The 15,901-nt window shown below is 66.8% G+C and carries 19 protein-coding genes; 3 read left to right on the top strand and 16 right to left on the bottom strand.

The features are described from left to right. Positions 1–209: 209 nt before the first annotated feature. The 3 genes from B9Y64_RS00005 to rlmE all read right to left on the bottom strand — a co-directional run bounded on the left by B9Y64_RS00005 (position 210) and on the right by rlmE (position 3,133). Positions 210–395 (bottom strand): hypothetical protein, encoded by a 186-nt coding sequence (locus B9Y64_RS00005; protein WP_100438991.1) that lies wholly within the window; start codon positions 393–395, stop codon positions 210–212. Positions 396–496: 101 nt separating this feature from the next. Continuing rightward, positions 497–2,431 carry an ATP-dependent zinc metalloprotease FtsH gene (ftsH, locus tag B9Y64_RS00010; protein ID WP_014036751.1) on the bottom strand — a complete coding sequence of 645 codons (1,935 nt, stop codon included), beginning with the start codon at positions 2,429–2,431 and terminating at the stop codon, positions 497–499. Positions 2,432–2,500: 69 nt separating this feature from the next. Then, positions 2,501–3,133 (bottom strand): 23S rRNA (uridine(2552)-2'-O)-methyltransferase RlmE, encoded by a 633-nt coding sequence (gene rlmE, locus B9Y64_RS00015; RefSeq protein WP_004152870.1) that lies wholly within the window; start codon positions 3,131–3,133, stop codon positions 2,501–2,503. Positions 3,134–3,198: 65 nt separating this feature from the next. On the opposite strand from rlmE, the gene yhbY reads away from it, so the two are divergent. After that, a complete protein-coding gene (gene yhbY / locus B9Y64_RS00020; RefSeq protein WP_004152868.1) occupies positions 3,199–3,504 on the top strand; it encodes a ribosome assembly RNA-binding protein YhbY in 306 nt (101 codons plus the stop codon). 13 nt (positions 3,505–3,517) lie between these two features. Beyond that, positions 3,518–3,892, top strand: coding sequence for an Mth938-like domain-containing protein (locus tag B9Y64_RS00025; protein WP_100438992.1), 375 nt, complete (start codon positions 3,518–3,520; stop codon positions 3,890–3,892). Between the two features lie 871 nt (positions 3,893–4,763). On the opposite strand, the gene B9Y64_RS00030 is transcribed toward B9Y64_RS00025, so the two are convergent. From B9Y64_RS00030 to surE, 4 genes are read right to left on the bottom strand one after another with little or no spacing between them, the layout of a single operon-like run. Then, a complete protein-coding gene (locus B9Y64_RS00030; protein WP_100438993.1) occupies positions 4,764–5,546 on the bottom strand; it encodes a peptidoglycan DD-metalloendopeptidase family protein in 783 nt (260 codons plus the stop codon). Continuing rightward, positions 5,543–6,157, bottom strand: coding sequence for a YqaA family protein (locus B9Y64_RS00035; RefSeq protein ID WP_100438994.1), 615 nt, complete (start codon positions 6,155–6,157; stop codon positions 5,543–5,545). Before B9Y64_RS00035 ends, B9Y64_RS00030 begins: the two co-directional genes overlap by 4 nt. A gap of 18 nt (positions 6,158–6,175) precedes the next feature. Continuing rightward, a complete protein-coding gene (locus B9Y64_RS00040; protein ID WP_005416032.1) occupies positions 6,176–6,853 on the bottom strand; it encodes a protein-L-isoaspartate(D-aspartate) O-methyltransferase in 678 nt (225 codons plus the stop codon). Then, positions 6,850–7,629, bottom strand: coding sequence for a 5'/3'-nucleotidase SurE (surE, locus tag B9Y64_RS00045; RefSeq protein WP_100438995.1), 780 nt, complete (start codon positions 7,627–7,629; stop codon positions 6,850–6,852). The genes B9Y64_RS00040 and surE overlap by 4 nt, the downstream gene beginning before the upstream one ends. 209 nt (positions 7,630–7,838) lie before the next feature. Between surE and B9Y64_RS00050 the strand changes: the two genes are divergently transcribed. Then, a complete protein-coding gene (locus B9Y64_RS00050; RefSeq protein ID WP_100438996.1) occupies positions 7,839–8,378 on the top strand; it encodes a Smr/MutS family protein in 540 nt (179 codons plus the stop codon). Positions 8,379–8,449: 71 nt separating this feature from the next. Here the strand turns inward: B9Y64_RS00050 and truD are convergent, their stop codons facing one another. The 9 genes from truD to B9Y64_RS00095 form a co-directional block, all read right to left on the bottom strand. Beyond that, positions 8,450–9,481 (bottom strand): tRNA pseudouridine(13) synthase TruD, encoded by a 1,032-nt coding sequence (gene truD / locus B9Y64_RS00055; protein WP_100438997.1) that lies wholly within the window; start codon positions 9,479–9,481, stop codon positions 8,450–8,452. Continuing rightward, the gene (ispF, locus tag B9Y64_RS00060) at positions 9,478–9,975 is read right to left on the bottom strand and encodes a 2-C-methyl-D-erythritol 2,4-cyclodiphosphate synthase (RefSeq protein WP_005409005.1); all 498 of its coding nucleotides are present in this window, start codon (positions 9,973–9,975) and stop codon (positions 9,478–9,480) included. Before ispF ends, truD begins: the two co-directional genes overlap by 4 nt. A gap of 34 nt (positions 9,976–10,009) precedes the next feature. Then, complete coding sequence (gene ispD / locus B9Y64_RS00065) at positions 10,010–10,708, bottom strand: 2-C-methyl-D-erythritol 4-phosphate cytidylyltransferase (protein WP_100438998.1); 699 nt, start codon at positions 10,706–10,708, stop codon at positions 10,010–10,012. Further along, complete coding sequence (ftsB, locus tag B9Y64_RS00070) at positions 10,705–11,058, bottom strand: cell division protein FtsB (protein ID WP_049445679.1); 354 nt, start codon at positions 11,056–11,058, stop codon at positions 10,705–10,707. Before ftsB ends, ispD begins: the two co-directional genes overlap by 4 nt. Positions 11,059–11,062: 4 nt before the next feature. After that, positions 11,063–12,355, bottom strand: a complete 1,293-nt coding sequence (gene eno / locus B9Y64_RS00075) for a phosphopyruvate hydratase (RefSeq protein WP_100438999.1) — start codon at positions 12,353–12,355, stop codon at positions 11,063–11,065. A gap of 96 nt (positions 12,356–12,451) precedes the next feature. After that, entirely contained in the window at positions 12,452–12,781 is a 330-nt protein-coding gene (locus tag B9Y64_RS00080; protein ID WP_100439000.1) for a hypothetical protein, read from the bottom strand. Beyond that, positions 12,781–13,128, bottom strand: coding sequence for a hypothetical protein (locus B9Y64_RS00085; protein ID WP_100439001.1), 348 nt, complete (start codon positions 13,126–13,128; stop codon positions 12,781–12,783). The genes B9Y64_RS00080 and B9Y64_RS00085 overlap by 1 nt, the downstream gene beginning before the upstream one ends. Beyond that, positions 13,125–13,955 carry a 3-deoxy-8-phosphooctulonate synthase gene (gene kdsA, locus B9Y64_RS00090; RefSeq protein WP_006431480.1) on the bottom strand — a complete coding sequence of 277 codons (831 nt, stop codon included), beginning with the start codon at positions 13,953–13,955 and terminating at the stop codon, positions 13,125–13,127. The genes B9Y64_RS00085 and kdsA overlap by 4 nt, the downstream gene beginning before the upstream one ends. A gap of 89 nt (positions 13,956–14,044) precedes the next feature. Then, on the bottom strand, positions 14,045–15,709 hold the full coding sequence (locus B9Y64_RS00095) for a CTP synthase (RefSeq protein WP_032130113.1): 1,665 nt from the start codon (positions 15,707–15,709) through the stop codon (positions 14,045–14,047). Between the last annotated feature and the right edge of the window lie 192 nt (positions 15,710–15,901).

The following is a 15,901-nucleotide window of genomic DNA, read 5'->3' on the forward strand; positions in this document are numbered from 1 at the left end:
GGGGCGGTGTGGGTTGGCAGGACCGTTGGCGCCATGGATTGCGCCATCGAGCCCCCAGGGACGGGTTTACGGCGTGTCCTGCCAACCCACACCGCCCTGCCATCCTAAAGAATGCCCGCTTCTGCTGTTGCTTCTGCTATTGCTGCTGAGGTTGCCGGCCAGCGGCCGGCACTACCACGGGTGCAGGGCGCAGCCCTGCCGATCCCCCCTCAACGGCGGCGGCGCTTGCGGTCCACGTACAGGGTCTTGGCGATGCTCAGCACGATGCCGACTGCGATACCTACCACGCACCCCAGCAGCAGGTTGTCGGCGCTCAGGCCTACGCCCACCCCCACCACGGTGGCGATCACCATTTCGACGGTGTGGGAAATCGGTTCGGGCTTCGGGGCGGACATGCAGGCTCCAGCATCAGGTCGGTTCATCGGTGGGGCCAGGGGCCCGGAAACGACGAAGCCGGGTTGCCCCGGCCTCGTCTGGTGTCACGTGCAGCGGGCCGTCAGTGCGATTCGGCCGGGCCTGCGATCGGCGGCAGCGGACGGGCGTCGCCGCCCTTGTCGTTGCCACCATCCTTGTTCGACTTGTTCCAGCCGGCCGGCGGCGGCGGATCGCGGCCTTCCATGATGGCGTCGATCTGCGGCGCATCGATGGTCTCGTACTGCAGCAGCAGCTGGGACATGGCGTGCAGCTTGTCCAGGTTGGCCGTCATCAGCTCGGTGGTGCGCGCGTAGGCTTCGTCGAGGATGTTGCGGACTTCCTCGTCGATGCGACGTGCCGTGTCGTTGGACACGCTCTTGTGCTGGGTGACCGACCGGCCCAGGAATACCTCGTCGTCCTCTTCGCCATAGGCGATCGGGCCGAGCTGGTCGGACAGGCCCCATTTGGTGACCATGTTGCGGGCCATCTTGGTGGCACGTTCGATGTCGTTGGAGGCGCCCGTGGTGACCTTGTCGGCACCGAAGATCAGCTCCTCGGCCACACGACCACCGTACAGCGAGCACAGCTGCGACTTGATCGCCACGCGGTTCATCGAGTACTTGTCGCCTTCCGGCAGGTACATGGTCACACCCAGCGCACGGCCGCGCGGAATGATGGTGACCTTGTAGACCGGGTCGTGCTCGGGCACCAGGCGGCCGACGATGGCGTGACCGGCTTCGTGGTAGGCGGTGAGGGTCTTCTCCTCTTCGCTCATGGCCATCGAGCGGCGCTCGGCACCCATCAGGATCTTGTCGCGGGCACGGTCGAAATGGTCCATGCGGACTTCCTTCTCGTTGCCACGCGCGGCGAACAGGGCCGCCTCGTTGCAGAGGTTGGCCAGGTCCGCACCGGAGAAGCCCGGGGTACCGCGCGCGATCACCATCGGCTCGACATCATCGGCCAGCGGCAGCTTGCGCATGTGGACCTTCAGGATGTGCTCGCGGCCCTTCACGTCCGGCAGGCCGACCACAACCTGGCGGTCGAAACGGCCCGGACGCAGCAGCGCCGGGTCCAGCACGTCCGGACGGTTGGTCGCGGCGATCACGATCACGCCTTCGCCGCCTTCGAAACCATCCATCTCGACCAGCAGCTGGTTCAGGGTCTGCTCGCGCTCGTCATGACCGCCGCCCAGGCCGGCGCCACGGTGGCGACCGACGGCGTCGATTTCGTCGATGAAGATGATGCAAGGGGCGTGCTTCTTGGCCTGCTCGAACATGTCACGCACGCGGCTGGCGCCAACGCCAACGAACATTTCCACGAAGTCCGAACCGGAGATCGAGAAGAACGGCACCTTGGCTTCACCGGCGATGGCCTTGGCCAGCAGCGTCTTGCCGGTGCCCGGCGGGCCCACCATCAGCACGCCGCGCGGAATCTTGCCACCCAGCTTGGTGAACTTGGACGGGTCGCGCAGGAAGTCGACCAGCTCGCCCACTTCTTCCTTGGCCTCGTCGCAACCGGCGACGTCGGCAAAGGTGACCTTGATCTGGTCTTCGCCCTGCAGCTTGGCGCGCGACTTGCCGAAGGACATCGCGCCCTTGGCACCGCCACCACCGCCCTGCATCTGGCGCATGATGAACAACCAGAAGCCGATGATCAGGATGACCGGCAGGAAATTCATCAGGATCGCACCCAGGGAGATGCCGCTGGACGGCTCCTCCTGGACGATTTCCACGTTCTTGGTGCGCAGCACGTTGATCAGGTCACGATCGAACGGTGCGGTGATGGTGGACGACTGCCCACCCCGGGTGGTGTAGGTCAGCTGGCTGGTGCCGCCGCGCATGTCGCCGCCGAAGGCGACCTTCTGCACGTTGCCGCTGTCCACCTGGTCCAGGAACTGCGAGTACGACGCACCCTGCGCCCCAGCCCCGGAGGTCTTGGGCGAAAAGCTCTGGAAGACCACCATCAGCACGACGGCGACGACCACCCATAGCAGGAGGTTCTTGGTCAAGTCGTTCATCCTCATTGGCTCCGGTGTTCCTCTCAGTGCTGGCGTTGCGTTGGGGTCGAACTTGCGTACGTTGCGAGCTTACTTCATGTGGGCGCGTTTTCCCTGACCCAAGGCATACACCTCGGGAGAGCGCTTGCGCGAGGCTTCCGGCTTGCGGATGGAGACCTTGTCGTACCGGCGGCGCATATCGCGCACGTAGTCGTCAAAGCCCTCGCCCTGGAACAGCTTGATCAGGAACGCCCCACCGGTCTTCAGGTGGTTGTCGGCAAAATCCAGTGCAAGCTCCGCCAGGTGCATCATCCGCGGCTGGTCGACCGCGCCCACACCACTCTTATTGGGGGCCATGTCCGACAGCACAAGGTCTACCGGCTGATCCCCGAGCATGGCTTCAAACTGCGATAGGACGGTTTCTTCCCTGAAGTCACCATGAAGGAACTCCACGCCGGCCAGTGGCGGCATGTCCAGGATGTCCAGGGCCAGCACGCGACCGGTGTCGCCGATCTGTCTCCGAACCTGCTGAGACCAGCCCCCCGGCGCCGCGCCGAGGTCGACCACCACCATGTGCGGCTTCAGCAACCGGTCACGTTCGAGCAGCTCTTCGAGCTTGTAGGCGGCGCGCGAGCGCATGCCTTCGGCCTGCGCCTTCTTCACGAAGGGGTCGGAGAAGTGTTCCTTGAGCCAGCGCTGGCTGCTTTTGCTGCGGGTAGCCATTGAAAATAGGGGCTGATGGGGTCCTCATGATACCCTGATCGCCCCATTCAACCGTGTTTTCCTGCATGTCCATCGCCCTGACCGCCTCCCAGACCCGTTTCCTGCGCGGCCAAGCCCACGACCTGAAGGCCCTGCTGCAGACCGGCGGCAAGGGCGTGACCCCGGCCTTCATCGCTGAGCTGAACGAAGTGCTGGAGCGCCACGAACTGGTCAAGGTGAAGGTCGCTGCCGAGGATCGCGACGCCCGTGACGTGATGATCGGCGAGATCGTCGAAGCCACCGAAAGCGCGCTGGTACAGCGCATCGGCCACGTTGCCGTGCTGTACCGCCCCAGCAAGGAACAGCGCCAGATCGTGCTGCCGCGCGGCTGATCGCCCTACTGCCATGCAGCTGAACCACGAACCGCCTGACTACGCCTACAGCCTGCGCGCCGCCGATGGTCGCTCGGCCAAGGTCAATGACCAGGTGCTGGACAGCAGCTTTTTCCTGACCCCGGACCAGCTGGTCGCCCGATGGCCGGTGGCGGGTGCCGCCGCGCTGCAGGTAGCTGACCTGGAGCCGATCCTGGCGATGAACCCGGCGCTGATCGTGCTCGGCACCGGCGACCGCCAGGTGTTCCCGCCGGCGGTAGTGATGGCCGCCTGCCTGTCACGCGGCATCGGCCTGGAAGTGATGAACAATCCGGCCGCCGCCCGTACCTTCAACATCCTGGCCGGCGAAGGCCGCAAGGTTGCAGCCGCCTTCATTCTGGAAGGCTGAACGCTTGAGCCGCCGAGCATGGCCCGGCGCCATCCTGGATCACAGCCTGTCCGTAGCGCCCGAGCCCATGCTCGGGTGGCGGCGCGCAGCGTCGTGAAGAGCAGCCGAGCGCAGGCTCGGCTCTACCGGTGGCAGTGGCAACCGGGATATCCGTAGCGCCCGAGCCGATGCCCGGGCGGCGGCGCGCAGCGTCGTGAAGAGCAGCCGAGCGTGGGCTCGGCTCTACCGGCGGCAGTGGCAACCGGGATATCCGTAGCGCCCGAGCCGATGCCCGGACGGCGGCGCGCAGCGTCGTGAAGAGCAGCCGAGCGTGGGCTCGGCTCTACCGGCGGCAGTGGCAACCGGGATATCCGTAGCGCCCGAGCCGATGCTCGGGCGGCGGCGCGCAGCGTCGTGAAGAGCAGCCGAGCGTGGGCTCGGCTCTACCGGCGGCAGTGGCAACCGGGATATCCGTAGCGCCCGAGCCCATGCTCGGGTGGCGGCGCGCAGCGTCTGAAGAGCAGCCGAGCGCGGGCTCGGCTCTACCGGTGGCAGTGGCAACCGGGATATCCGTAGCGCCCGAGCCGATGCCCGGGCGGCGGCGCGCAGCGTCGTGAAGAGCAGCCGAGCGCGGGCTCGGCTCTACCGGTGGCAGTGGCAACCGCGATATCCGTAGCGCCCGAGCCCATGCTCGGGCGGCGGCGCGCAGCGTCGTGAAGAGCAGCCGAGCGTGGGCTCGGCTCTACCGGCAACAGTGGCAACCGCGATATCCGTAGCGCCCGAGCCCATGCTCGGGCGGCGGCGCGCAGCGTCGTGAAGAGCAGCCGAGCGTGGGCTCGGCTCTACATATCGGCACGCCGGGCATTGCCCGGCGGGACCGCATCTGTTCGCATCAGCGCGCCGGCAGGTACTGCTGCGGGTCGACCGGCTTGCCGTTGTAGCGAATCTCGAAGTGGACCATGTCGCGGTTTGCGCCGGTGCGGCCCATCTCGGCGATCTGCTCGCCAGCCTTCACGCTCTGGCCTTCGTTCACCAGGCGCTTGCGGTTGTGGCCATAGGCCGACAGCCACTGGTCGCTGTGCTTGATGATGATCAGCTCGCCGTAGCCCACCAGACCGGCACCGGAGTAAACCACCACGCCATTGGCGGTCGCCTTGACCGCCTGGCCGCTGGTGCCGGCGATGTCCACGCCCTGCTTGGTCGCGTCACCGGCCACGTAGCGGCCAACGATCGCGCCATCGGCCGGCCAGCGCCAGGCGATGTTGCTCTTCACCGGACCGACCGGTGCCGGCGCCGGCGCGGTGCTGCCACCACTGCTGCCACCCGAGCGCGGCGGGGTAACCACCGTGGTGGGCGCGCGGCCACCGCTGGCGCCGGCCGGATACAGCCGGATCACCTGGCCCGGATGGATGGTCGAGGGGTTGTCCAGGCTGTTCCAGGCAATCAGGTCCGCCGGAGTGATGTCGTGGATGCGGGCCAACGCATAGATGGTGTCGCCCTTGCGCACCACCACGGTCTGCCCGGGCTTGGGCACCGAGGTCTTCGGCGTGGTCACGCCACCGGCGTTGCCGCCGCCCGGACGGACCACGGTGGCGGTGCCGCAGGCGGCCAGGGTGGAAACCAGCAACGCCAGCGCGCCGATGCGCACTCCCTTGCTCAGACGATCAGGACTCATGCGAACTTCGACCTCCATACAAGCCAGGCGATCAGCACCACCACCAGCGCGGTGGCGATCCAGCCCAGCGGTTCAATCCAGCGACGCAATGCCGCTTCGGCACGCGCACCACCGATACGGATGACCGCGGCCAGCACGAATACGCGCTTGCCGCGACCGATCAGCATGCTCAGCAGGTACTGCGGCATCGGTACGCCGACGATACCCGATGCCCATGTGAAGACCTTCATCGGGATGGGCATGAAACCGCCCAGCACCAGGAAGGTGAACACCGCCCACGGCGACTCGACCATCTTCGCCTGTACGGTGGTGATGCCCTGCTCGATCGCCGGCAGCATGCCCAGCGCTTCGAACAACGGCTTGACCGCCTCGAAAGCGTAATGACCCAGCGCGTAGCCGACCAGCGCGCCGACCATCGAGCCAGCCAGGCTGAGGGTGGCGAACCACCAGCCGCGCTTGGGCTGGGCCACGCACATCGGTGCCAGCATCACCTCCGGCATCACCGGGAAGATGATCGCCTCGAAGAAGCTCAACACCGTCAGGTAGGTCGGCGCCCGTTCGTGCGCCGCCCACTTCATCGCCCGCTCGTACAGCGGCCCGAAAATCTTCATGCAACCCTGCTCCGTGGATTAGTCGAGCATGCCAGACAGCAGCGGCACGAACGTGACCGGCGCCAGCACGCGTTGTTCGATGCTGCCATCGGGCTTGCGGTCCAGCTGCACCAGTGACTGCCCGCCCGGGCCACCGACCGGCGCCACCAGGCGCCCGCCTTCGGCCAACTGCCCGACCAGTTCATCGACCAGTGCAGGCGCGGCGGCGGTGACGACGATGGCATCGAACGGACCGTGCTCGGCCCAGCCGGCGCGGCCGTCGTCATGCTTGGTGCGGATGTTCATGCCCAGTGCGCGGAAGCGCTTGCGTGCCTGGCGCAGCAGGTCACCGATGCGTTCCACGGTGTAGACCTCCAGGCCCAGTGCGCCGAGGATGGCGGCCTGGTAGCCGGAGCCGGTACCGACTTCCAGCACGCGCTTCGGCGCGACCTGGAGCACCGCCTCGGTCATCCGCGCAACCACCCAGGGCTGCGAGATGGTCTGGCCATGTCCGATCGGCAGCGCGGTGTCTTCATACGCGCGCGAGGCCAGTGCTTCATCGATGAACAGATGGCGCGGCACCACCCGGATCGCGTTCAAGGTGGACTCGTCGACGATGCCGGCCTCACGCAGGCGGTCGACCAGACGATCACGCACGCGCTGCGAGGTCATGCCGATACCGACGGCTTCCGGCTGCAGTCGCAGGCGTGGACTCATGCCGGCCGGTCCAGCGCGGCACTGAGGCCGCCAACCCAGCTGGCCACTTTCTCCAGCGCCTGGTAGCGGGTCAGGTCGACCTGGATCGGGGTGATCGAGATATGGCCGGTGCGCACCGCGTGGAAGTCGGTGCCGGGGCCGGAGTCCTGCTCACGGCCGGCCGGGCCGATCCAGTACACCTCGTTGCCACGCGGGTCCTTCTGCGCGATGCAGCCCTCGGCACGATGGCGGTTGCCGAGGCGGGTGACCTCGAAGCCCTTGACCTCGCCCCATGGCAGGTCCGGCACGTTGACGTTGAGGATGGTGTCAGCCGGCAGCGGATCGGCCTTGAGCCGGGCGACGATCTCCACCGCGGCACGCGCGGCGGTCTCGAAGTGCTTCGGATCGTGGTTGCGGCTGACCAGCGAGACCGCCACGGCCGGCAATCCCAGGAAGCGACCTTCCATCGCCGCCGAGACGGTGCCGGAATAGATCACGTCGTCGCCGAGGTTGGCGGCGTTGTTGATGCCGGACACGACAATGTCAGGCTCGAATTCAAGCAGGCCGGTCAGCGCCAGGTGCACGCAGTCGGTCGGTGTACCGGCCACCGAGACGGTGTAGTGGTCGATGCGCTTGAGCCGGATCGGCAGGTCCAGGGTCAGCGAATTGCTGGCACCGGAGCGATCGCGGTCGGGCGCAACCACCGTGACTTCGTGTCCGGCCTCGCGCAGGACCGAGGCAAGCATCCGGATGCCTGCAGCGTCGACACCATCGTCATTACTGACCAGGATTCGCATCTTCGATTTAACCGCTTGATTTTCCAAGAATTCGATTCCATCACCGTGCAGTGTGGGCGGGACCGTCGCGCTTCCCTGCGGAAGCCGTCGACCCTGCAAGGGCATCGTCTATTGTGCCGCATGCGAGCCGCCGGTCCTACCCTGCCGGCGGTCACGACCGACATCGAACCGTCATAGGCAGACCCGCGCCGGCGGTTTACCCTGTGCGCATGTCGCACCCTGAAGACGAAGATCCGGCCGCGCTGTTCCGTGCGGCCATCGGCGAAGTGACGCCGTTGCGCAAGGATGCCGAGCCGGCGCCTGCTGCGCCCCGGCCGAAGCCGCGCGCACGCATGGCCGAACGTGACGAGGCCGAAGCCGCCGGCGAGTTCGCCCGGCTGCTGCGTGACAGTACGCCACTGGAAGCCGGCGACGTGGCCAGCTATCGCCGTGACAACCTGCCACCACGCCTGTTCCAGCGCCTCAAGCGCGGCCAGTATTCGGTGCAGGACGAGCTGGACCTGCACGGTGCCACCGCCACGCAGGCGGAAACCCTGCTGCGCCAGTTCCTGCTGGAGGCGCATGCACATGAATATGGCTGCGTGCGCATCATCCACGGCAAGGGATTGCAGTCCGATGGCGGTGCACCGGTGCTGAAGAACCTGGTTGATCGCCTGCTGCGGCTGCGCAACGACGTACTGGCGTTTCATTCGGCGCCGACCGGGCAAGGTGGCACCGGCGCGGTACTGGTGCTGCTGGCACGCCGCTGAAAAAAAGGGGACGGAGGGAATTAAGTCGTTTGTGCCACAAACGACTTAATTCCCTCCGTCCCCTTTTTCTGTCAGGGCTGTGAGGCGTCTTCGATCGGGCCGAGCTCGTGCAGCACGGCGGTGGCGTAGCAGCCCGGCGGCAGCGCGAACGACAGCTCCAGCACGTCATCGGCCAGCCATTGGTGCTGCAGCAGCGCCGGGCGCAGGCGCAGTGCACGGCGCTCCTGCTTCAGGCGCGCGTCTTCCAGGCCGGCCCGCAGTGCTTTTGATTCTTCATCATCCAGCGCGGCCAGCTCCAGCTCACGTGCCGCGTCGGCACTGCGCAGCTCGCCCTCGCCCCACAGCGGTGCACTGGGATGGATGTCGAAACGTGCCAGGCGCTCGGCCAGCACATCGGTGTACGCCTCGGGGCCGAATACACTGCGGCTGCCATCGAGCATCCACACTTCACCGTCCAGCGGCTGATCCCAGTTGCCCTGCTCCACGCGCGCGGCCAGCACGCGATTGAACAGCGCCGAGCGGGCGGCTGACAGCAGCAGCGAACGCTGGTCCTTGCGCATGCGGCGGCCACCGAACATCGCCAACGCCGCCGGCACGTTGCCACCATCGCGGCCGAAACGCTGTTCGCCAAACCAGTTCGGCAGGCCACGCCCGGCAATCTGCTGCAGGCGCTCGCTGATGGCGGCAGCATCGCCGCGCACCTCGCGCAGCACCAGCTTGAAGCGGTTGCCGGCCAGAGCGCCGCGCTGCAGCTTGCGGTTGTGCCAGGTGGCTTCAAGCACTTCGATCTCGTCGCTGGCCAGCTCGGCCAGATCCGGCGCAATCCGCTTGGGCAGGTGCACGCTGAAACGCTGGGTCGTGACCGCATGGCGATCCTTCATGCCAGCGTAGCTCACCGCCATTTCCGGCAGGCCCGCCCACTTGGCCAGCACCTTGGCCACATGCACGGTATTGGCCCCACGCTTGCGGATGTGCAGCAGCAGATGCTCACCTTCGCCGGTGGCCTCGAACGCCGGCAGTTCATCCACCTGGAAATCTTCCGGCGTGGTGCGGATGCGCGCCGTCAACAACGGCGCACCAAACGCCAACGGCAGCGGGATCATGCCGCCACCAGCAGCACAACCGCCTGTGCGGCAATGCCTTCACCACGGCCGGTGAAGCCCAGCTTCTCCGAGGTGGTGGCCTTGACGCTGACCGCATCCAGCGGCAGCTGCAGCAGGCCGCCGATGCGCTCACGCATGGCCAAGGCATGCGGGCCGACCTTCGGACGCTCACAGATTACGGTGATGTCGGTGTTGCCGACGCGCCAGCCACGCTCGCGCAGCAGGCTGTCGCAGTGGCGCACGAAATCGCTGCTGTCGGCGCCCTTCCAGCGGTCGTCACTCGGCGGGAAATGCTGGCCGATATCGCCCAGCGCCAGTGCGCCGAGCATCGCATCGCACAGGGCGTGCAGGATCACGTCGCCATCGCTGTGCGCGAGCACGCCACAGCTGTGCGGCACGTTCACCCCGCCGAGCATGATGTGATCGCCTTCGCCGAAGGCATGGACGTCGTAGCCCTGGCCGATGCGGACGGGCGGGAACGGTGCGGTGCTCATGGATGCAACCCTTGCAACAGGGCCGCGCGGACGGTCAGCCGGCGCGGCGGGAAAGTACGAATTCGAACCGGTCCAGATCGGCCGGGGTGGTGACCTTGAAGTTGTCCTCGCTGCCTTCCACCAGCAACGGGCGCTGGCCCTGACGCTCCATGGCCATGGCTTCGTCGGTGACTTCAACACCGGCGGAGGCGGCTTCGGACAGCGCGCGGCTGAGCTGGTGGCGGCGGAACAGCTGTGGTGTCAGTGCGCGCCACAGACGCTCGCGCGGCTCGGTGCCATCGATGCCACCGTCGTCGCCCGCGCGCTTGAGGGTGTCGCGCACCGGCGCAGCCAGGATCGCCCCGACCGGATCGGCACGACCGACTTCAAGCAGGCGGCCCAGGTCGGCCAGGGACAGGTTGGGCCGCGCGGCATCATGGACCAGCACGAATTCATCGGCGCGCACCGAGTCCGGCAGCGCCTGCAGCCCCGCGAGCACCGAGGCGGCACGGGTCGCGCCGCCGATGCAGGTCAGTACCGGCTTGCCGGTCCATTCATTCCAGCCCGGCCAGTCGGCATCGTCCTGGCCGATCACCACCATTGCGCCGGCCACGGCCGGGTGCGCCAGCAGGGCGTCCAGGGTATGGGCGAGCAGGATCTGCCCGCCCGCCTGCAGGTACTGCTTGGGCAGCGGCGCGCCGAAGCGGGTGCCACGGCCCGCAGCCGGAACCACCACCCAGATCGCCGCGCTCATGGCACGTCCGCCGGGTGTTCGCCGGCCTGGGCATTGACGCCTGCGGCGGGCTGCGCCGGACGGACCGGCGCATCCTCGACCACGCGGTAGAACTTCTCGCCGGGCTTGATCATGCCCAGCTCGCTGCGCGCGCGCTCCTCGATGGCGGACTGGCCTTCCTTGAGGTCCTTCACTTCGGCGGCCAGCGCGTCGTTGCGCTGCTGCAGACCCTCATTGTCCCGCTCCTGGTTGGCGACCTGGGCTTCGAGCATCATCACTTCACCCGAATTGCCCGGACCGAACCAGAAGCGGTACTGCAGCCAGCCCAGCAACAGGGCCAGCACCAGCAGCATCCAGCGCCAGTCGCGCATCGGCTCAGCGCTTCAGCGAAACGAACGCGTCACGACCGGCGTAACGCGCGCCGGCGCCGAGGGCTTCCTCGATGCGCAGCAGCTGGTTGTACTTGGCCACGCGATCGCTGCGGCACAGCGAGCCGGTCTTGATCTGGGTGGCCGTGGTGGCCACCGCGATGTCGGCAATGGTGGTGTCTTCGGTTTCGCCCGAGCGGTGCGAGACCACGGCGGCGTAACCGGCACGGTCGGCCATGGCGATCGCTTCCAGGGTTTCGCTGAGGGTGCCGATCTGGTTGACCTTGATCAGGATCGCGTTGGCGGTGCCCGAGTCGATGCCTTCCTGGAAGATCTTCGGGTTGGTCACGAACAGGTCGTCACCGACCAGCTGCACCTTCTTGCCGATGCGATCGGTCAGCAGCTTCCAGCCGGCCCAGTCGTTCTCGGCCAGGCCATCTTCAATCGTGATGATCGGGTACTGCGCGGCCCAGTCGGCGAGGAAGTCGACGAACTGCTCGGAGGTCAGGCGCTTGTTCTCGCCGACCAGGTTGTACTTGCCGTTCTCGAAGAATTCGCTGGAGGCCACGTCCAGGCCCAGCAGCACGTCTTCACCGGCGGTGTAGCCGGCCTTGCCGATCGCTTCGAGGATGGTGTCGAGTGCTTCGACGTTGCTGCGGAAGTCCGGCGCGAAGCCACCTTCGTCGCCCACCGCGGTGCTCAGGCCGTGGCCCTTCAGCACCGACTTCAGCGAATGGAAGATTTCGGTGCCGGCGCGCAGCGCTTCGGAGAACGAGGTGAAGCCCACCGGCAGCACCATGAACTCCTGGAAGTCAACGTTGTTGTCGGCATGCGCGCCGCCGTTGATGATGTTCATCATCGGCACCGGCAGCGACGGGGTCACACCGGTCTTGGCTGCCAGGTACTGCCACAGCGCCTGCTTGTTCGATGCAGCAGCAGCGTGCGCGGCGGCCATCGAAACACCCAGCAGTGCATTGGCGCCCAGGCGGCCCTTGTTCTCGGTGCCATCGAGGTCGATCAGGCGGCGATCAAGGCCAGCCTGGTCGCCAGCCTCGAAACCCTTCAGGGCATTGGCAATGGTGGTGTTGACGTTGTCGACGGCCTTGCGCACGCCCTTGCCCAGGTAGCGGGTCTTGTCGCCGTCACGCAGCTCGACCGCTTCCTTGGTGCCGGTCGAGGCGCCGGAGGGAACTGCGGCGCGACCGAACGAACCGTCCTCCAGGATGACTTCGGCTTCCAGCGTGGGGTTGCCACGGCTGTCGAGGATTTCACGGGCGTGGATGCTGCGGATCGTACTCATGGTCGGGCCGGTTACCTGTCTGGAGAGGGGGCGACAAAACGAATGCCGCGTGATTATCCCCGGCTGCCCGCCACTTGCCAAATAGCCTGGCTGGCGTCAGCCCCAGCTGGACCCGATGACCACCAGCAGCAGCGACACCAGCAGCGTCAGCAGGGCACCGGCAATCGCCGAACAGATGGCCCCGCGCCGGCGTCGCCAGGCCAGCACCATCGCCACCAGGCTGCCGACGAAGGACAGGCCCAGCGTAGCCAGCGCGGCCAGTATCCAGTACTGCATGGCCTGCATCCCGTGGTTGCCATCACCCGGCGAGCCGAAGCTGGCAGCAAAGGCCAGCACGCCCATCAGCAGGGAGGCCCAGGCAAGCACGGACAGCCCCAGCGCGATCAAGCCCCAGGGCCAGACACGCGCCGCCGTGATCGTATTCATCAAAGCAATCCGTAGAACAGGGCGCCGAGCCACAGCGAAAGCAGGATGACCGCCAGCGCGGCGGCCACCTTGCCACGGTTCAGGCGCCAGGCCAGCACAGCCGAAGCCACGCAGCCCACGGCAGCCAGCAATTCCCCGGCCAGCAGCGCAATGAAGTACGCCCGCAGATTGAGCGCGCTGCCGCCATCACCCGGTGGTCGCACGGACGCAGCAGCGATCAGCACCAGCCCGCACATGCCCAGGGTGAACAGCACGGCCAGGCCCAGTGCGACCAGGCCCCATGGCCACTGTTTCCAGTGCCGGCGATGGCGCTGGGCTTCCAGCGCCACCCACGGGTCACGACTCACGCGAAGCGCGAGAAGCCGTGCTTCTTGGTCACCGCGTCGAGCTCCATCAGGGTCTCGAGCAGCGCCTCCATCTGGTCCAGCGGCCACGCATTGGGGCCATCGGACAGGGCCTTGGACGGATCCGGATGGGTCTCGGCGAACAGGCCGGAGATACCCACCGCCACGGCGGCGCGGGCCAGCACCGGCACGTGTTCGCGCTGGCCACCCGAGCTGGTGCCCTGCCCGCCCGGCAGCTGCACCGAATGGGTGGCATCGAACACCACCGGGCAACCGGTATCACGCATCACCGCCAGCGAGCGCATGTCACTGACCAGGTTGTTGTAGCCGAAGCTGGCACCGCGCTCGCAGACCATGATCTGCTCGTTGCCGGTGGCCTTGGCCTTCTCCACCACCGGCTTCATGTCCCACGGCGCCAGGAACTGGCCCTTCTTGATGTTGACCGGCTTGCCGGCCGAGCACACCTTGCGGATGAAGTCGGTCTGGCGGACCAGGAACGCCGGGGTCTGCAGCACATCCACCACCGAAGCCACTTCGTCCATCGGGGTGTACTCGTGGACGTCGGTCAGCACCGGCACGCCGATCTGCTTCTTGACCTCGGCCAGGACCTTCAGGCCCTCTTCCATGCCCGGGCCACGGAAGGCGGTGCCCGAGGTGCGGTTGGCCTTGTCGAAGCTGGACTTGAAGATGAAATTGACGCCGAGCCTGTCGGTGATCTCCTTCAGCTTGCCGGCGGTATCGAGCTGCAGCTGCATCGACTCGATCACGCAGGGGCCGGCGATCAGGAACAGGGGCTGGTCCAGCCCGACCTCGAATCCACACAGTTTCATGGCGTTTCCTTGTTGTCCGCGGCACCGGCCGGGCCGGTACGCTGGGGGTTGAAGCGTGCAAGATGGGGGCCGGCGGCCCCCATCACAAGTCAGGCGCGGGCTTCCTGCAGCAGCTTGCCACCGGCCTTGCGCTCGCGCGCGGCGCGGATGAAACCGATGAACAGCGGGTGGCCGTCGCGCGGGGTGGACAGGAATTCCGGGTGCGCCTGGCAGGCCAGGAACCACGGGTGTGCGTCGCGCGGCAGCTCGACCACTTCCACCAGGGTGTCGTCCATCGACTTGCCGGCGATCACCAGGCCCGCATCTTCCAACTGGGTGCGATAGCGGTTGTTGAACTCGTAGCGGTGGCGGTGGCGCTCGGCGACCACGTCCTTGCCGTACAGCTCGCGGGCCAGCGTGCCCGGCTTCAGCCGCTGCTCCTGCAGGCCCAGGCGCATGGTGCCACCCAGGTCGCTCTTGTCGTCACGCTTCTCGACATCGCCGGTGGCGGTGCGCCATTCGGTGATCAGGCCGATCACCGGGTTCGGCGACTGGCGATCGTTCTCGGTGCTGTTGGCGCCTTCCAGGCCGACCACGTTGCGTGCGTAATCGACGACGGCCGCCTGCATGCCGTAGCAGATGCCGAAGTACGGCACGTGCTGTTCGCGGGCGAACTTCGAGGTCAGCACCTTGCCTTCGAAACCACGGTCACCGAAGCCGCCCGGCACCAGGATGCCGTCGACATCGGCCAGTGCGGCCATGTCGGTGCCTTCCAGGTCCTGTGCCTCCAGCCACTTCAGGTTGACCTTGGTGCGCTGGCGCAGGCCGCCGTGCTTGAGCGCTTCGCCGACCGACTTGTAGGCATCCTGGTGATCGACGTACTTGCCGACCACGGCGATGGTCACTTCGTCCAGCGGGTGCAGGGTCGCATCGACCGCGTCTTCCCACATCGACAGGTCGACCGGACCCACCTTGTCGGCCAGCTTCAGCTGGTTGACCACGATCTCGTCCAGGCCCTGCGCGTGCAGGCCCGACGGAATGCGGTACAGCACGTCGACGTCCGGCACGCTGATCACCGCGCGCTCGGAGACGTTGGTGAACTGGGCGATCTTGCGACGCTCCGAATCCGGCACAGCCTGTTCGGAGCGGCACAGCAGCACGTCCGGCTGGATGCCGATCGAGCGCAGTTCCTTCACCGAATGCTGGGTCGGCTTGGTCTTCAGCTCACCGGCAGCGCCGATGTACGGCACCAGGGTGAGGTGCATGAACAGCGCCTTCTCCGGGCCACGCTCGGTGCGCACCTGGCGGATCGCTTCCAGGAACGGCAGCGACTCGATGTCGCCGACGGTGCCGCCGATCTCGACCAGTGCCACGTCGTAGCCCTCAGTGGCTTCATCGATGCAGCGGCGGATTTCGTCGGTGATGTGCGGAATGACCTGCACGGTCGCACCCAGGTAGTCGCCGCGACGCTCCTTGCGGATCACGTTCTCGTAGATGCGGCCGGTGGTGACCGAGTTCTTGCGGCTCAGGCGGGTGCGAACGAAGCGCTCGTAGTGGCCCAGGTCGAGGTCGGTCTCGGCACCGTCGTCGGTGACATAGACCTCACCGTGCTGGAACGGGCTCATGGTGCCCGGGTCGACGTTGATGTACGGGTCGAGCTTCATCATCGTGACCTTCAGGCCACGGGCTTCGAGAATGGCGGCCAGTGACGCGGCGGCAATGCCTTTGCCGAGCGAGGACACCACGCCGCCGGTTACGAAAATCAAGGGAGTCATGGCTGCAAGCATCCTGTCTGGAAATGGAAAACGGCAGCACCACGCGCACCCGGAGGGCGGGCATGGTGCTCGGAGGGGGTTTTCCGGTTCGCTGAGGCAGCGAGGGAGGTGCGGATCCGTGCGGCGGCAGGCGCCGGACGGGAACCATCGTGCGAGGTCGGGGCGGCCGTGCCGGTCAAATCGACCGTCACC

The sequence above is a fragment of the Stenotrophomonas maltophilia genome (genome assembly GCF_002799245.1).
GTDB lineage: Bacteria > Pseudomonadota > Gammaproteobacteria > Xanthomonadales > Xanthomonadaceae > Stenotrophomonas > Stenotrophomonas maltophilia_S.

Bases quoted from the DNA above. Each gene is read 5' to 3' on its own strand.
- B9Y64_RS00040 (WP_005416032.1), bottom strand. From the start codon at position 6,853: ATGAGTCCACGCCTGCGACTGCAGCCGGAAGCCGTCGGTATCGGCATG.
- truD (WP_100438997.1), bottom strand. From the start codon at position 9,481: ATGATCCCGCTGCCGTTGGCGTTTGGTGCGCCGTTGTTGACGGCGCGC.
- eno (WP_100438999.1), bottom strand. From the start codon at position 12,355: ATGAGTACGATCCGCAGCATCCACGCCCGTGAAATCCTCGACAGCCGT.
- B9Y64_RS00030 (WP_100438993.1), bottom strand. From the start codon at position 5,546: ATGAGTCCTGATCGTCTGAGCAAGGGAGTGCGCATCGGCGCGCTGGCG.
- B9Y64_RS00035 (WP_100438994.1), bottom strand. From the start codon at position 6,157: ATGAAGATTTTCGGGCCGCTGTACGAGCGGGCGATGAAGTGGGCGGCG.
- surE (WP_100438995.1), bottom strand. From the start codon at position 7,629: ATGCGAATCCTGGTCAGTAATGACGATGGTGTCGACGCTGCAGGCATC.
- ftsH (WP_014036751.1), bottom strand. From the start codon at position 2,431: ATGAACGACTTGACCAAGAACCTCCTGCTATGGGTGGTCGTCGCCGTC.
- B9Y64_RS00050 (WP_100438996.1), top strand. From the start codon at position 7,839: ATGTCGCACCCTGAAGACGAAGATCCGGCCGCGCTGTTCCGTGCGGCC.
- kdsA (WP_006431480.1), bottom strand. From the start codon at position 13,955: ATGAAACTGTGTGGATTCGAGGTCGGGCTGGACCAGCCCCTGTTCCTG.
- ftsB (WP_049445679.1), bottom strand. From the start codon at position 11,058: ATGCGCGACTGGCGCTGGATGCTGCTGGTGCTGGCCCTGTTGCTGGGC.
- ispF (WP_005409005.1), bottom strand. From the start codon at position 9,975: ATGAGCACCGCACCGTTCCCGCCCGTCCGCATCGGCCAGGGCTACGAC.
- B9Y64_RS00095 (WP_032130113.1), bottom strand. From the start codon at position 15,709: ATGACTCCCTTGATTTTCGTAACCGGCGGCGTGGTGTCCTCGCTCGGC.
- ispD (WP_100438998.1), bottom strand. From the start codon at position 10,708: ATGAGCGCGGCGATCTGGGTGGTGGTTCCGGCTGCGGGCCGTGGCACC.
- yhbY (WP_004152868.1), top strand. From the start codon at position 3,199: ATGTCCATCGCCCTGACCGCCTCCCAGACCCGTTTCCTGCGCGGCCAA.
- B9Y64_RS00080 (WP_100439000.1), bottom strand. From the start codon at position 12,781: ATGAATACGATCACGGCGGCGCGTGTCTGGCCCTGGGGCTTGATCGCG.
- B9Y64_RS00025 (WP_100438992.1), top strand. From the start codon at position 3,518: ATGCAGCTGAACCACGAACCGCCTGACTACGCCTACAGCCTGCGCGCC.
- rlmE (WP_004152870.1), bottom strand. From the start codon at position 3,133: ATGGCTACCCGCAGCAAAAGCAGCCAGCGCTGGCTCAAGGAACACTTC.
- B9Y64_RS00005 (WP_100438991.1), bottom strand. From the start codon at position 395: ATGTCCGCCCCGAAGCCCGAACCGATTTCCCACACCGTCGAAATGGTG.